The sequence below is a fragment of the Pontibacter chinhatensis genome (assembly GCF_900113285.1).
Taxonomy (GTDB): Bacteria; Bacteroidota; Bacteroidia; order Cytophagales; family Hymenobacteraceae; genus Pontibacter; species Pontibacter chinhatensis.
Window position 1 is genome coordinate 1,203,629 of record NZ_FOOT01000001.1, and the last position, 13,602, is coordinate 1,217,230.

12 protein-coding genes are annotated in these 13,602 nt (G+C 52.8%); 6 read left to right on the plus strand and 6 right to left on the minus strand.

The features are described 5' to 3' along the window. Positions 1-242: 242 nt before the first annotated feature. Together gyrB and BM040_RS05080 are read right to left on the minus strand one after the other, a co-directional pair. Entirely contained in the window at positions 243-2,201 is a 1,959-nt protein-coding gene (gene gyrB, locus BM040_RS05075; protein ID WP_092099368.1) for a DNA topoisomerase (ATP-hydrolyzing) subunit B, read from the minus strand. A 367-nt stretch (positions 2,202-2,568) separates the two neighbouring features. After that, positions 2,569-3,216, minus strand: a complete 648-nt coding sequence (locus tag BM040_RS05080; RefSeq protein ID WP_092099369.1) for an SIMPL domain-containing protein — start codon at positions 3,214-3,216, stop codon at positions 2,569-2,571. Positions 3,217-3,364: 148 nt separating this feature from the next. On the opposite strand from BM040_RS05080, the gene BM040_RS05085 reads away from it, so the two are divergent. The 5 genes from BM040_RS05085 to BM040_RS05105 all read left to right on the plus strand — a co-directional run bounded on the left by BM040_RS05085 (position 3,365) and on the right by BM040_RS05105 (position 6,078). After that, positions 3,365-3,694 (plus strand): DMT family protein, encoded by a 330-nt coding sequence (locus tag BM040_RS05085; RefSeq protein WP_092099370.1) that lies wholly within the window; start codon positions 3,365-3,367, stop codon positions 3,692-3,694. A gap of 80 nt (positions 3,695-3,774) precedes the next feature. After that, on the plus strand, positions 3,775-4,200 hold the full coding sequence (locus BM040_RS05090) for a DUF2267 domain-containing protein (protein ID WP_245756101.1): 426 nt from the start codon (positions 3,775-3,777) through the stop codon (positions 4,198-4,200). A gap of 379 nt (positions 4,201-4,579) precedes the next feature. Further along, complete coding sequence (locus BM040_RS05095) at positions 4,580-5,014, plus strand: hypothetical protein (RefSeq protein WP_092099489.1); 435 nt, start codon at positions 4,580-4,582, stop codon at positions 5,012-5,014. Beyond that, positions 4,998-5,681, plus strand: coding sequence for an SCO family protein (locus BM040_RS05100; protein ID WP_092099372.1), 684 nt, complete (start codon positions 4,998-5,000; stop codon positions 5,679-5,681). Before BM040_RS05095 ends, BM040_RS05100 begins: the two co-directional genes overlap by 17 nt. Continuing rightward, a complete protein-coding gene (locus tag BM040_RS05105; RefSeq protein ID WP_092099373.1) occupies positions 5,668-6,078 on the plus strand; it encodes a c-type cytochrome in 411 nt (136 codons plus the stop codon). Before BM040_RS05100 ends, BM040_RS05105 begins: the two co-directional genes overlap by 14 nt. A gap of 89 nt (positions 6,079-6,167) precedes the next feature. On the opposite strand, the gene BM040_RS05110 is transcribed toward BM040_RS05105, so the two are convergent. The 4 genes from BM040_RS05110 to BM040_RS05125 all read right to left on the minus strand — a co-directional run bounded on the left by BM040_RS05110 (position 6,168) and on the right by BM040_RS05125 (position 11,642). After that, complete coding sequence (locus tag BM040_RS05110) at positions 6,168-7,496, minus strand: DUF3472 domain-containing protein (protein WP_092099374.1); 1,329 nt, start codon at positions 7,494-7,496, stop codon at positions 6,168-6,170. 698 nt (positions 7,497-8,194) lie between these two features. After that, positions 8,195-10,213, minus strand: a complete 2,019-nt coding sequence (locus BM040_RS05115; protein ID WP_092099375.1) for a TonB-dependent receptor — start codon at positions 10,211-10,213, stop codon at positions 8,195-8,197. 71 nt (positions 10,214-10,284) lie between these two features. Further along, positions 10,285-11,094, minus strand: a complete 810-nt coding sequence (locus tag BM040_RS05120; RefSeq protein WP_092099376.1) for a FixH family protein — start codon at positions 11,092-11,094, stop codon at positions 10,285-10,287. Positions 11,095-11,270: 176 nt separating this feature from the next. Beyond that, positions 11,271-11,642 carry a hypothetical protein gene (locus BM040_RS05125; RefSeq protein WP_139217763.1) on the minus strand — a complete coding sequence of 124 codons (372 nt, stop codon included), beginning with the start codon at positions 11,640-11,642 and terminating at the stop codon, positions 11,271-11,273. A gap of 486 nt (positions 11,643-12,128) precedes the next feature. On the opposite strand from BM040_RS05125, the gene BM040_RS05130 reads away from it, so the two are divergent. Next, the gene (locus tag BM040_RS05130; protein ID WP_092099378.1) at positions 12,129-13,241 is read left to right on the plus strand and encodes an acyltransferase family protein; all 1,113 of its coding nucleotides are present in this window, start codon (positions 12,129-12,131) and stop codon (positions 13,239-13,241) included. The last annotated feature ends 361 nt before the right edge of the window (positions 13,242-13,602 follow it).

Here is a 13,602-nt window from a genome sequence, read left to right on the forward strand (position 1 = left end):
CGAAGACAATAAAGGACTGATAGTATGGTAAAGATTGATAAAGTGAATCCCTTCATTCTATAACTTTCATTTTGGCTAACTACCAGCTAAATGTAACCATACACTTAACTGCACTATGTGCGTAACTGCTGATACTCATCCACATACATCTGCTACTCAATATAGCATTTAGTTAATAAAAAAGCGGCGGCCATACTTTTAAAGTATAGCCGCCGCTCCTGTTTATCGCTAAAGCCTAAGCCTTACACGTCTACGCGGGCGTATTTGGAGTTGCGCTCGATAAAGTCGCGGCGTGGGCCTACCTCGTCGCCCATCAGCATCGAGAACAGGTGATCGGCCTCTGCGGCAGACTCGATCGTTACCTGCTTCAGGCTTCTCACCTCCGGGTTCATGGTAGTGGTCCAGAGCTGCTCCGGGTTCATCTCTCCCAGACCTTTGTAGCGCTGCACGTTCACGCTCTCATCCTTGCCCTTGCCAAGCTCGGCAATCGCATCCATACGGTCCTGCTCGCTCCAGCAGTAACGCTCTTCCTTGCCTTTCTTAACCAGGTACAGCGGAGGCAGTGCAATATAGATGTAGCCTTTCTCAAGGAGTTCCTTCATGTAGCGGAAGAAGAACGTCAGGATGAGGGTACGGATGTGGGAGCCGTCCACGTCGGCGTCCGTCATGATGATGATCTTGTGGTAGCGCAGTTTCTCCAGGTTCAGCGCCTTGTCGTCCTCTGCCGTACCGAAGCTCACCCCGAAGGCCGTGATCATGTTCTTGATCTCCTCGTTCTCGTAGATGCGGTGCTCCTGGGCTTTCTCCACGTTCAGGATCTTACCGCGCAGCGGCAGAATGGCCTGGAACTTACGGTCGCGGCCCTGCTTGGCCGATCCACCCGCCGAGTCACCCTCCACCAGGTAAATCTCGCAGTTCTCGGGGTTGTTATCCGAGCAGTCGGCCAGTTTGCCTGGAAGGCTGGTGCTGGAGAGCACACTCTTGCGCTGCACCATTTCGCGGGCCTTGCGGGCTGCATGGCGGGCCTGGGCAGCAAGTATAACTTTGTTTACAATGGTGCGGGCCTCTTTCGGGTTCTCCTCCAGGTACTGGTTCAGCATCTCACCCACCGCGGTGTCCACGGCTCCGGAAACCTCGGAGTTACCCAGCTTGGTTTTGGTCTGTCCCTCAAACTGCGGCTCAGCTACCTTCACGGAGATAACGGCCGTCAGGCCCTCACGGAAGTCGTCACCGTTGATATCGATCTTCACCTTATCCAGCATGCCGGATTTCTCGGCATAGGACTTCAGGGTACGGGTCAGGGCGCGGCGGAAACCGGCCACGTGCGTACCGCCCTCGATGGTGTTGATGTTGTTTACATACGAGAAAATGTTCTCGGTATAGGAAGTGTTGTACTGCAGCGCAATCTCTACCGGCACACCGTTCTTCTCGCTTTCCACGTGAATCGGCTCCGGAATCAGGTTCTCGCGCGTCTCGTCCAGGTAAGTCACAAACTCCTTCAGGCCGCCTTCAGAGTAGAAGGTATCGCTCAGCGGCTCACCTTGCTCATTCAGTTCCCGCAGGTCCTGCAGGTTAATGCGGATGCCCTTGTTGAGGAACGCCAGTTCGCGCAGGCGGCTGGCAATGGTGTCATACTTATACTCGGTAGTCGTAAAGATGGAGGCGTCTGGGTGGAAAGTTACGATAGTACCTGTTTTGTCTGTCTCCCCAATCTCGCGTACCGGAAAGGCCGGCACCCCAATGTTATAATGCTGCTCGAAGATCTTGCCTTTGCGGTGTACGGTCACGTGCATGTCGCTCGAGAGTGCGTTCACGCAGGATACCCCCACGCCGTGCAGACCGCCGGACACTTTGTACGTGTCCTTGTCGAACTTACCACCGGCGTGCAGCACCGTCATTACCACCTCCAGGGCCGAGCGGCCTTCCTTCTGGTGGAAATCCGTAGGGATGCCACGGCCGTTATCCGATACCGTGATAGAGTTTTCGGGGTTGATGGTCACGTTGATCTCGTCGCAGTGACCGGCCAGGGCCTCGTCAATAGAGTTGTCCACCACTTCCCACACCAGGTGGTGCAGGCCTTTGATGCCAATGTCGCCAATGTACATGGCCGGGCGCTTGCGAACCGCCTCAAGCCCTTCCAGTACCTGGATGCTATTTGCTGAATAATCGTTTGCTAATGATTTTTCTTCTACTTCACTCATGTATGTATCAGGGTAGATTGAATAGGTAAAATTACCACTTTTATTTCGTTTAAACTATACTTTTGAAGCGCTAAAACCACGCTGCCGCACCCGATGGTCGTCCGGCCCGGCTCTACAAAGTATAAATGGCTAAAATATAACAATTTACCTACCTTAAAGGTGCCTTATCAGCTACTTTTTGCCCTCAAAAAACACAAATAGCAGGTGCTTTAAAAAGCGCCCTTTCTTTTGCTGGAAACTACTGTTTTTATACTTACTGCTTCCATCATCCTGGGCCTAGCTACTGGGGAGGTGCCCTATGGCCTGCCCTAAAACAGCTCCGCCCCTTGCGCTGGCAAGGGGCGGAGTAAAATAGCACAAGGTTCGTTTAGTTGGAGGTCAATCGGGCCTTCACCTTTACCCGTGAGGCCATCTTGCGGTTAAACTCATAGTATTCCGGGCCATAGGGCTGCATGTTGTCCATCTCCTCGATTCTCACAATCTTATACTTGCCCTCTCCCCCGCTCAGGAAGTTGAGCTTGGCTTTGGCGTTGTCCAGGGCTTTCTGCATCAGCTCCTGTTGCAGCTTCTGCTTTTCCGCAGGTTCCACAAAAGTACCCGACACATTCAGGTTGAAAGGGAAGCGTTTATCCAGCACACTCTGGATGATGCGGCCGTAAGTGGCGCTGTCGGGCACCACGATGTTGTAGGTCATGCTGGTCTGGAACATGGACGGCTTTATTTTTTCCTTCGCCATCTGCTCGGGCATGTAGGTGAAGTAGGTGTTGTCGTTGGTGAGCATCATGCTGGGCACCTCCTCGCGCAGCGAATCAGCCCAATGGATAAACTCCTGGCGCATGTTCATGGGGCCGTTGTAGGTCAGGCTCAGCCGGTAGCCTGCTTCGGGCATGGGCTGTTCATACTCCCCAATTACCTGCAGGTAATCCTCTTCCGGGTTGGCGGTTCGGGTCTGGCAACCGCTCAGGGTAACTGCTCCTAGCAGCGCGGCCAGTACCCAGGCATTCATCTTTTTCATAGTTTTTTATAGTAGTAGATGGATATTTAGAATGCCGCTAACGAAAAGTGTGCCGTACCGGAACTATAGCCTGTGTTCCTGCCAAATATTTTTTTAAAAGCTATACTTTGAAAAGGGTAAAATGCACAGATTTGCAAGAAAAAGAAGTATGAAAACGGTTCTGCTGCTACTCATCTCCAACATCTTCATGACTTTCGCCTGGTACGGCCACCTGCGCTTTAAAGAAACCGCCCTCTGGAAAGTGATCATGATAAGTTGGCTTATTGCCTTCTTCGAATACTGCTTTCAGGTGCCGGCCAACCGCATCGGGCACGGGCAATTCACCGCTTTTCAGCTCAAAACCATTCAGGAAGTTATCACGCTGGTGGTGTTCATCGCATTCTCGGTGCTGTACCTGCGCGAGGAGGTGAAGTGGAATTACATCGTGGGTTTTATACTTATACTTGCCGCAGTCTTCTTCGTGTTTAAAAAGTGGTAACTAACTGTCGCCTAAACCCTTCCATGGTGTCTTCGTTCTTTACAGGGAGAGTATGTTCCATCTAAAACCGAAGACAAACTATGGCGATGAATTTTGATAATTATGTAAAGGAAAGTAAGACATGGCTGCACGAGCTGTGTACTTACCTGGGCATTGATGACGAGATGAAGGCGGCCCGTATTTTCAGATCCGTGCTGCACGCCATCCGCGACCGCATACAGCCCGGAGAGGCCATTCACCTGGGGGCGCAGCTCCCCATCATCTGGAAGGGCATTTACTTCGATGGCTTCTCGCTGCACGACCCGGTGCGCATCCGCCACGAAGATGAGTGGCTGGAGTATATTCGCAGCAAGGACTCCGGTGCCGACCAGGCCGATTTCCCGACGCTGGACCATGCCTATTACGCCTACCATGACGTGATGAGTTTCCTGCGCGACCACATCTCCGAGGGCCAGTACCGTCAGGTGTCGCAGGCACTGCACTCCGAGATCACCGTACCGGCCTAGGCTTTTTATACTTCCCCAGGCTCATTTATACTTTGTAATCCCTTATGCCCGGTTATGGCCGGGCATTTTTATGCTTGCAGTTGCCGGCCTTTGCCCCTACCTTTGTAGTATGTGGCGTAGCAATGTTATAAGCCTCAGCTTTACGGTAGTGTACCTGCTGATTATGTTCCGTGATTTTGCACAGGCCGTGCAGTGCCTGCCACACCGATTGCTTTACCTGAGCCCGGCATCACCCTGGCTTTACCTTTCGCTCCCTTTCAGCCGCAGTGGCGTGCCTGTTCCATATGTTGGAAAAAGCCTATGAGCAGCAAACTTTTCCCCTTTCAAATCATTTTAAAGACAGATGGCAGTGGCCATGCTTTGTAAGATAAAGTTTACCATGAAGAAATATTTGATACTGCTTGCCCTGCCCCTGGTGCTGTTCTCGGCCTGCCAGGGAGGCTCCTCCCCGGAAACGGAGAAAACTGAGCTGGAGGCAAAGGTGCTGCACATCCACGACGAGGCCATGGCCCGCATGGGGGAAATCCTGAAGCTGCGTCGCTCGCTGCGCAACGTGCGCGATACCCTGCAGGCACAGCAGGCTGATACTGCCTCCCTGCGCGCGTTGGAGCAGGAGATCGGCGGCCTGGAGCAGGCGGATGAGGCCATGCGGCAATGGATGCGCGAGTATAGCTCCCCGGATACCCTGCAACATGAGCAAGCCATGCAGTATCTGCAAACTGAATTGAAGAAGATAGAACGAGTACAGACGATCATGGACAGCACTATTTCCGCTGCCCAGGAAACCGCAAAGAAGTATGAGCAAGAGAAATAATCTAAGCCTGAAAACCGGGCTGGCGGCTGGATTCCTCGCCCTGGCATCAACCGCTTTTTATAGCTGCGACTCCGGCAGCAAGTCTACAACCCTGCCCATTTATGGCGAGCGGGAGCCGGTGGAGCGCGTGGTAAACGGCGAAACGGTAGTTGATACCATCTACCACCAGATCCCCGATTTCGCGTTCGTGGACCAGGACAGCCAGCTGGTAACGCAGGAAACAGTGGCGGGCAAAGTATACGTATCGGATTTCTTCTTCACGAGCTGCCCTACCATCTGCCCCAAAATGAAATCGCAGATGCTGCGCGTGTATGAGGCCTACAAGGATAACCCGAACGTGGTGCTGCTCTCCCACTCCATCGACCCGGACCACGACACGGTGGCCGTGCTGAAGGACTATGCCGACAGGCTGGGAATTGAAACGGCCAAGTGGCACATGCTTACGGGCGATATGGACAGCATCTACGACATTGCCAAGCAGTACCTGGCCGCCGTAGAAGAGGATGCCAACGCAGAGGGCGGTTTCTCCCACTCCGGCGACTTTTACCTGATTGACCAGCAGCGCCGCATCAGGGGGCATTACAACGGCACCCTGGAGGAAGATGTGGACAGGCTGATAAAAGACATCCCGCTGCTACTAAGCCAGAAGGAGCATGAGACAAAATAAGCTGGTGATGGTGGCGATGGCAGGCTTCGCCCTGACCACCCTTACCCAGTGCTTTACCAAGAAGAAGGACGAAGGAAAGCGCCTGTACGAGCAGCACTGCCAGAGTTGCCACATGGATGACGGCAGCGGCCTGAAGGGCCTGATCCCGCCCCTGGCCAACGCCGACTACCTGCAGACGCACCGCGATGCCTTGCCCTGTATTATCCGGCATGGCATGGATGGCTCTATTATCGTGAATGGCGTGGAGTACAACAAGGAAATGCCGGGCGTTGACCTGCGAGCGGACCATATAACAAACCTGCTCAACTACATCCAGACCAACTTCGGCAACAACAACCCGCGCTATACTTTGACGGAGGTGCAAGAACTGCTGGAAAGCTGCCCGCCAGAGCGGTAGTTTTTTGGAACTGAAAGAGGCCGGCTGTTGTCACAGCCGGCCTCTTTTTTCATTTAGCAGAAAGTATACTTTGCCAGTGCGCTGCCAGATTAGGGCAGGCTGTCGAAATCTACAACAGGTGGCGTTTCGGAGGCGGGTCTGTTGAACATTGTGCCGATGGCCACCGTCTCATCGAAAAAGCCGCCGTTTCGGAGGAAGAACTGTGTTCCTTCCCGGCCGCCGCTGTAATCCAGGCGGTAGGCTCTTCTGGCAATGTCGTCACCTGTGAAACGGGCCTCAGTCAATTCCACCCAATTTCCGTCCACATCCCTGGCCCACTGGTTTTTGTACAGCCCGCGGCGGCTGATGTGGCCTCGTGTGTCGTGGAAGTTCTCCAGAAAGGAGTGCGGCCTTTTATACCAAGTGTCGGTTTTGGGCCTTAAGAAGCTGGCAATCAGTTTCCATTTTCCCTCTTCGGGTGCGTAAAAGTAGGCAGTATAGATGGTGTTGCCTTTGCCGTCGGGCTCCACAGAGTTGAGGAAGCGGTAAGTGTTGTCGGCCTTCCAGTTATACTTAAAATAGCTCTGCCCGCCGGAGCCTTCGTTGCCGAACTCACCGGTATACACGCCCTCGCCTTTTTTGAGCAGCTTTATCTTTTCCTCCTCGGGTATCTCCTCCGGGTTGTCGGTTACAAACGGGCTCCAGACTGAGAACAACACCCGTCGCTCCGAAGGCGAGTTTACCTGTATGCCGAAGTATCCCTCTCCAAAGCCATTGGCCATAAAGTATGAACCGATAGGCTCGTCGCCCTCCGGTACTTCCAGCTCGCTGTAGAACCATTTGAAATTTTTCTCCGCCGGCAAAGTATAGGAAAGGTGCACCGACGGCCCTCTTCTGCCCCAGTAAAACCTGCTGGCTTCGTTATCCTTCACAAAGGACAGCCCAAGATCCTGATCCGCTTTCACGATCAGCTCTTTTACCGCTCCGTAATCAGTGCCGCTCTTCTGCAGCCCCTGCACATCCACCTGCACGTAGCCCGGCGCTTTCAGGTCATACTTTCCGACTTCCACCAGCTGGTCTCCCGGCTTTACCTTTACCTCCCGGCTCTGCCCATCTATACTTACTTTGATGGTGCTTCCTGCTTGCTGTCCGTCCAAGGCTAGTTGCAGCTGCACCCTGCCGGCACTCTCGGTTTTAAAGTAAGTGGAGAAGATGCTCTGCGGATTGCTCCAGCTCGTAATTCCATCTGCGGTTACCTTATCCCCGGAGCCAGCCCCGGAAGTAAGGTAGGTGTTGCCCCCGAGCGGGATGGTGTAAACGGCGCTGCTGTTGGTTACGGTGCCCTCAGGTGAGGCGGTTATACTTTTGCTGGCGCAGGAGCTAAACAGCACTGCCAGGCAAGCCAATAAGGCAAAAGAGAATCTGTAAGCTGTAGTCATATAAGCAACTCTAAAGTATGGGGCGTTAACTGGCAGTATAAACCGCCATAAGTTCAGCCCGTGTGGAAGTATAGCAAGTATAAAAATGCAGCCTTGATGTTATTCGAACACGCATCCTGGCCTGGTTTTACCTGCCTTTACAGCTATCAAATTCTGCAATAGTATTCAGCTATGCAAATATTTCAGAAGAAAAGTGTTAACGAACACGCTTATTTTCACATCATCTCCGGAAAGCATAGCCCAGAGCTTTAGTTGCGATTAAACTACCCAACTCTTTAGGAGGAGGCGAGCAACTTACTCTTTGCAAATTCCCCTCCTGGGAGGGGCTGGGGTGGGTTTACATGAGCAAGAAGTTAGGTAATCAAAGTATGGCCAAGCATTATGCTGCTGCGGTCCTTACTGCTGCTCCGGATTTGCCATCCGGAGCTTTTTAACAGCGGATTTGTAATCCGCCTTTTTGCTGATAGCTATAGCCTTTGCCGCTGCGGATTACAAATCCGCGGTTCCTATACTTTCGGATTGCAAATCCGAAAGAGCATTTGTGAGCATATGTTTTTTTCATCCCGGAAAGTATAGCCACGCATTGTACTGACTAACTCAGAAGCGCAGGCTTGCCAAGTTTTTCTTACCTCATCAAATACAAAAAGGGAGACTCTTTCCAGCGCCTCCCCTTCTGCCTATACTCGAGCCCGTGTATACTAGAAACTCATACTTAGCTGCACAAACATATTCCGTCCCGGACGGGTAATCTGTCCCCAGTCGAGGTGCTCGCGGTAATTGACGTTGAAGATATTCTCTACCCCCGCGTTGAGCTGCCATACTTTCCTGGCGGTTTCTTTCTGGTAACCGGCGCGCAGGTGCCAGAGCATGAAGGCATCGGTGGGCTGCTCTCCAAAGCTTTCGCTGTTACGGTGCTGAGCGGCGGCTATCTCTGTCTCTCCCTGCACCCACAGGTTATCCCCGAAGTATTTGCGGAGCGAGCTCACGTGACGGAGCGGGGCAATCATGGGCAGCGGCTCTCCGGCTGCGTCTCTTCCGTAGCTATACTTTAGCGTGCTTACCAATTGGGTATACCCGTTAATGTTGTACACGGCACTGGCCTCGGCCCCCATCAGGAGCGCATAAGGAGCATTGTAGTATACTTTCACGCCACGCGCGCCCATGGTCATAGCGCTTAGCTCGGGCTTGTGAGCGCCCACGATATAGTTTTCCACCCTGGAGGCATAGGTGGTGGCCTGCACCCGCACCCGCGGCTCCTGCCAGGACAAGGTAAACTCTCCCTGCATGCTTCGCTCCGGCTTCAAATCCGGATTGCCCACATAGTCGTAGCCATCAAACTGACTGAAGAGGTAGAAGCCGTAAAGCTCGCTGGCCGTTGGCGTACGCCCGTTTATCCCCCCCGAAATAGAAGCTTTAAGTTTTTTATACACCATGCGGCTTAGCTGCACCGTGGCAGCCGGAATGACGAACTGGCGCTCTGTGCCGGTAGAGCCGAACACAGCCATCTGGTCGCGGCCCTCGCTGCTGGTAACCGAGAAGTCAGACACGTTCAGGCGGCTGTTGAGCTGTAGCTGGGTTTTGGTGTTTACCTGCCAGCTGTACTGTGCCGCCACCCCCGATTGCAGCTGCCGGTTGTTAGGCCAGGTCAGCATGAACATGGGTGCCTGTCCTTCCTGGTACATCGTCATGGAGGCCTCCAGGTATGAAGCTGACGCATCGGCGCGCACGCTGAGCTGCTGGTTGGCTCCCGGAGCGGTGGTGCCCTCCACGTAAAAGCCGCTGGTACGGCTCAGTCCAGGCATGTCCATGCGCACCGGCAGATCCGGACGGGCGCTGTCGTCCATGGAGTGAGCAATGCGGTTGGCATAAAGGCGGGCTTCCAGCCGGGTCCAGCGCTTTTCCTCATTTTCCCGCACTAAACTTATAGAACCGATGCGCGCCTTGGCTGTTCCCACATCCATCGGCAGGGCCGGGAAACCGATGTTCCAGCCGTCATCCGCAATAAAATCAGCTTTCAGTATCAGGTCCTCCTGCAACAAATACTTGCCATTGATCGCGATATTGGCCTTTTCATACTGTGAATAAAGTACCTTTTCGCTGTTGCCGTTGCGGTAACTTTGGGCATTGCGGTAGGTGCCCGAGGCACGCAGGCCCCAGGTTGGAGTGGCGTAATTCAGGCGCAAACCTCCCAGCACCGCATTGGCCGCAGACTGATAGCCTGTACTGACAGCCCCCGAAAGCCTGGGCTCATCTGCCAGCTCGGCCTCAGCCAGCTTCATGTTGAGGCTACCACCAATGGCCGCGCCCTGCATCGCGCTTCCGCCGGCTGTTTGCACTTCTATACTTTGCAGGTTAAGCGGCTCGATGTAGATGGTAGCGGGGTCCATTTTATCGGTACAAGCCCCCTGTATGCGCATGCCATCCAGCGTTACACTTACCTGGCTGGCGCTGTAGGCCCGGATGGTCGGCTCCATGCCATAGCTGCCCCGGCGGATGAATGATACTTCCGGCATGCGTGACAGCAGTTCTTCGGTGGTGGCAGCTTTGTTGGCAGTATAAAACTCCTGCAGGTGTTGCTGGTGGTTGTGCCTTTTAGTTGATATGGCTACCTCCTGTAGCAGAATCGTGCGGATAGAGTCAGCAGGTATGGGCTGTAGCTGGGCCCAGGCTGGCAGTACTGCCAACGCAAAGCCCCCGATCAGGATAGGCGTTTTCATGTCCTTCGCTGTTAAGATAAATGGATGGCAGCCGTACTTATGGCTATTGCTTCAGCACGGCTGCCGGCCTGCTAAAAATTGACTTCGAAGTATACTTTGCCTGCTTCTTCAGCGCCGTCCTTCAGCGTCAGGTGCAGGTGCCACAAGCCCGTCATCGTGAAGTTTACCTTGCCTATGTAGTGCCCGACGCTCTGATGCACCGGGTTTACATTGTTGGGGGAGCCATGGCCCATAGCAGGCATTTCGGGATTGAGCTCCAGTGTCAGCTTGCTGTCTGCCGGGAAGTCCATCATACTGTTCACCCGGTATACCGCCACTTCCAGGTCGTTCACGCCAACTTTGGGCTGCTGCGGCTGCAGGTAGGCCACAAGGTACTTGGCCCCGTCTGTCTTCGATACAAAGGATTTGAGGCGGGAGGTAGCTGACTCTACAACCGTTACAGGCACCGTCGCTTTGGTTTTCCGTCCATCGGCCTCTACTTCTACTACCAGTGTCCAGGAACCCATGTCGCCGGAGGGCATGGTAAAGACCACTGCCCCACTGAAAAGTCCATCCACTGCACGGTCGGTGGTTGGGTTCTCTGCCGGAGCCGCATGCTGCTTGTCCATCATGTGCATCATGGGCTGCAGTTTTATACTTGCCTGCTCTATCTGTTTACCGGAGGCAGCATCGAAAAGGGCAATGTGCAGCGGGTTATAGCCTGTAAACAGTTTGTCCGTGCTGTATACTTCCACTTTAATATCGGCCGTTTCTGTCAGGCCTCCGGCGATTTTTTGGTAGTTTATCGTTGGCATGGGCGCAACATCCTCAGAGTCGCAGCCGGTGGAGAAAAATGTTATCATTGCGAGGGCCCACAAGGTGAGCCAGTTATACTTTTTCATGATGCTTATACTTCTTTGTCCCCTGATGAAGGGTAATAATTGGATATAGGTTTAGCTGGCGGGGCGCAAGGGCCACGCATACGTGTGCTTCCACGTTTCTGTGGGTGCAGGCAGTGTCCCAACTAGCAGCAACAGCACGTCAGGTGGCGCTGCGTAGGGACGCAGGAAACGGCAGCTTATATCCGGGGAGGGTGAAAGCAGTCGGAGAGGTAGGCGCTAAGATAGGCACCGCTGCTAAAAGTATAATACAGAGTGGTTTCGGGTTTTGCAGGAAGAAGCGGGCTCCAGAAGATAGTCGGGGCAGTAAAGGGGCTTATCTCCAACTTCAGGCTGAGCCCGGAAGCGTTGCTCTCAGGAGCATCCGCCTTTTGCAGTTGATTTTTGAGGTAGCACTTGCCCTCGCACTCCAGTTCAGGCCTATCCCTGTTCTCGCAGAGCACCGCGGCAATGTAGGCTTTGTTGGCGAAATAAGACGAGAACACGATGCCCTTGTAGGTTACCTGCAAGGTTAAGAGCAAGAGCAATATGGCAGCTATCGTCGGTCTCATTTCAATGGCAAAGGTATGGCCACGCATTGCCTAATTAAATGACATCCATCACCTGGAAGTACAGCAATTGTCAGGATCGCCGCAAATATAATTCAAAGGCAAGACTTCATGCCACCATTGTTTCAGATTTGGGAACTGATCAGCCAAAAGTATAATGGCTGATGGAGGGACAGACGGGCATTACACCAGAACTTGGTTCTTCCGAGGAAGCGCAGATGCAGCAAGTATCCTAATGTTTTAACCACATGAATTTGCAGCTGTCTTACCAGCTTTTTTAGCCACTTGTGCAGCCCTCCGATAGGCTGCTAGAGCTAAGTAAGCCCGACAGTTCAAGCTTTAACGCATAGCGTCTACAACATTTTACGCTTAGGTTTCTGCGCTTAAATGCGATTAACTTAATATCTTACGGACTTATCTAATAGATGCTGTTGCAAAGGGTTCCTTTTAGAGGCTCGTTGCTATGGCGCTTCACCCTTATCAAAATAGATGAATAAGCTTAAAGTAAACACAGGCAACCTGGAGGCTAACTCGGGCCTTCTCAAACCAAAACAGCACTTTGTTATCCTCGATGGGTTAAGAGGGGTAGCGGCCCTGGCTGTTGTTATTTTCCATTTCGCGGAGTGGGTTCACCCGCCAGACTCCGGCAAAATCTTCATCGGGCATGGCTTCCTGGCCGTAGACTTCTTTTTCTGTTTGTCAGGGTTCGTAATCGGGTACGCCTATGACGACCGCATTGGGAAAATGGGCGTTAAGGAATTTTTTAAATCGAGGCTGATAAGGCTGCACCCGCTGGTTATACTTGGCTCGGTGCTGGGCCTGCTGGCTTTCCTCTTTGATCCGTTCGCCGCTCCTTCAGAAGCTTATACCGCAGGCGGACTTTTCCTGTTATTCCTCTGCTCCGCGCTCCTCATTCCCTATCCAGTGATGGAAGAGCGAGCGTTCAACCTGTTCGGCCTCAATGCCCCTTCGTGGTCCTTGTTCTGGGAATACGTTGCTAACATTGTGTATGCCCTTGTCCTCTACAGGCTCTCCCGCCGCAGCTTAGTTGTTTTGACAGCCCTAGCCGCGATTACCCTTTGTTTTGTTAGCTACCGTGCTGGCAATCTCTTGGGCGGCTGGGCAGGAGAGAACTTCCTGGACGGCGGTGCGCGTATCGCCTACTCCTTCTCTGCAGGACTGTTAATCTACCGTTCTAACTGGATAATCAAAAACAACCTCGGCTTCATCGGCCTGGCTGTTTTGCTGTCGCTGGCCTTTGTGATGCCCCACTTTGATGGATGGAACTGGGTAACAGAGGCGCTGGTTGTCCTGTTTTATTTCCCGCTACTTGTTGCATTAGGAGCCGGTTCCAGCCTGTCGCCAGGAGTTAAAAAACTCTGCGTGTTCTCCGGGAATATCTCCTACCCCCTCTACATGACCCACTACGCCGTCATCTGGATATTTGGCAACTATTTCACAAGCCAAAAGCCCGGAACAAACGAGCTGTTTCTTATCGTGTCGATAGGAACACTTCTGTTGGTGGGCTTTGCCTATCTCGTGATGGTAGTGTATGATGTGCCTGTGAGGAGGTACCTGAGCAGCAAGAGGCATCAAAAATAGGCTTAGCAACCGTAGTTATACTTTAGCCACGCCTTTCCAAACGGCCAGCAGAGGACTCCTCCGCTGGCCGTTTTCTTTTTAAGCAATAGAAATCCGGATCTCGGGGAGCATTCGAATCAGGCCCTGCCCCCGCTCAACAACGGAATGCTCCCGCAAAGTCAGCTACCAAAACCGCGGGGATAAGGCCAACGAACAGCATCAAAACAACTGGCTTCTGCCCTGCTCCGTTTTCAGCAAAAAGAACCCGTTCTGAGCTACAATCCATAACATTGATTTAGCTCTAGTAAACACTCCAAATCAGCATTCTTACTTTAATATATTGACCATTAACACATTAAAGTCGATTTAATTAGCATATATA

Excerpts from the sequence above, each read along its gene's own strand:
- BM040_RS05115 (WP_092099375.1), bottom strand. The coding sequence starts at position 10,213 with ATGAAAACGCCTATCCTGATCGGGGGCTTTGCGTTGGCAGTACTGCCA.
- BM040_RS05130 (WP_092099378.1), top strand. The coding sequence starts at position 12,129 with ATGAATAAGCTTAAAGTAAACACAGGCAACCTGGAGGCTAACTCGGGC.
- gyrB (WP_092099368.1), bottom strand. The coding sequence starts at position 2,201 with ATGAGTGAAGTAGAAGAAAAATCATTAGCAAACGATTATTCAGCAAAT.
- BM040_RS05105 (WP_092099373.1), top strand. The coding sequence starts at position 5,668 with ATGAGACAAAATAAGCTGGTGATGGTGGCGATGGCAGGCTTCGCCCTG.
- BM040_RS05090 (WP_245756101.1), top strand. The coding sequence starts at position 3,775 with ATGGCGATGAATTTTGATAATTATGTAAAGGAAAGTAAGACATGGCTG.
- BM040_RS05125 (WP_139217763.1), bottom strand. The coding sequence starts at position 11,642 with ATGAGACCGACGATAGCTGCCATATTGCTCTTGCTCTTAACCTTGCAG.
- BM040_RS05100 (WP_092099372.1), top strand. The coding sequence starts at position 4,998 with ATGAGCAAGAGAAATAATCTAAGCCTGAAAACCGGGCTGGCGGCTGGA.
- BM040_RS05120 (WP_092099376.1), bottom strand. The coding sequence starts at position 11,094 with ATGAAAAAGTATAACTGGCTCACCTTGTGGGCCCTCGCAATGATAACA.
- BM040_RS05095 (WP_092099489.1), top strand. The coding sequence starts at position 4,580 with ATGAAGAAATATTTGATACTGCTTGCCCTGCCCCTGGTGCTGTTCTCG.
- BM040_RS05085 (WP_092099370.1), top strand. The coding sequence starts at position 3,365 with ATGAAAACGGTTCTGCTGCTACTCATCTCCAACATCTTCATGACTTTC.
- BM040_RS05110 (WP_092099374.1), bottom strand. The coding sequence starts at position 7,496 with ATGACTACAGCTTACAGATTCTCTTTTGCCTTATTGGCTTGCCTGGCA.
- BM040_RS05080 (WP_092099369.1), bottom strand. The coding sequence starts at position 3,216 with ATGAAAAAGATGAATGCCTGGGTACTGGCCGCGCTGCTAGGAGCAGTT.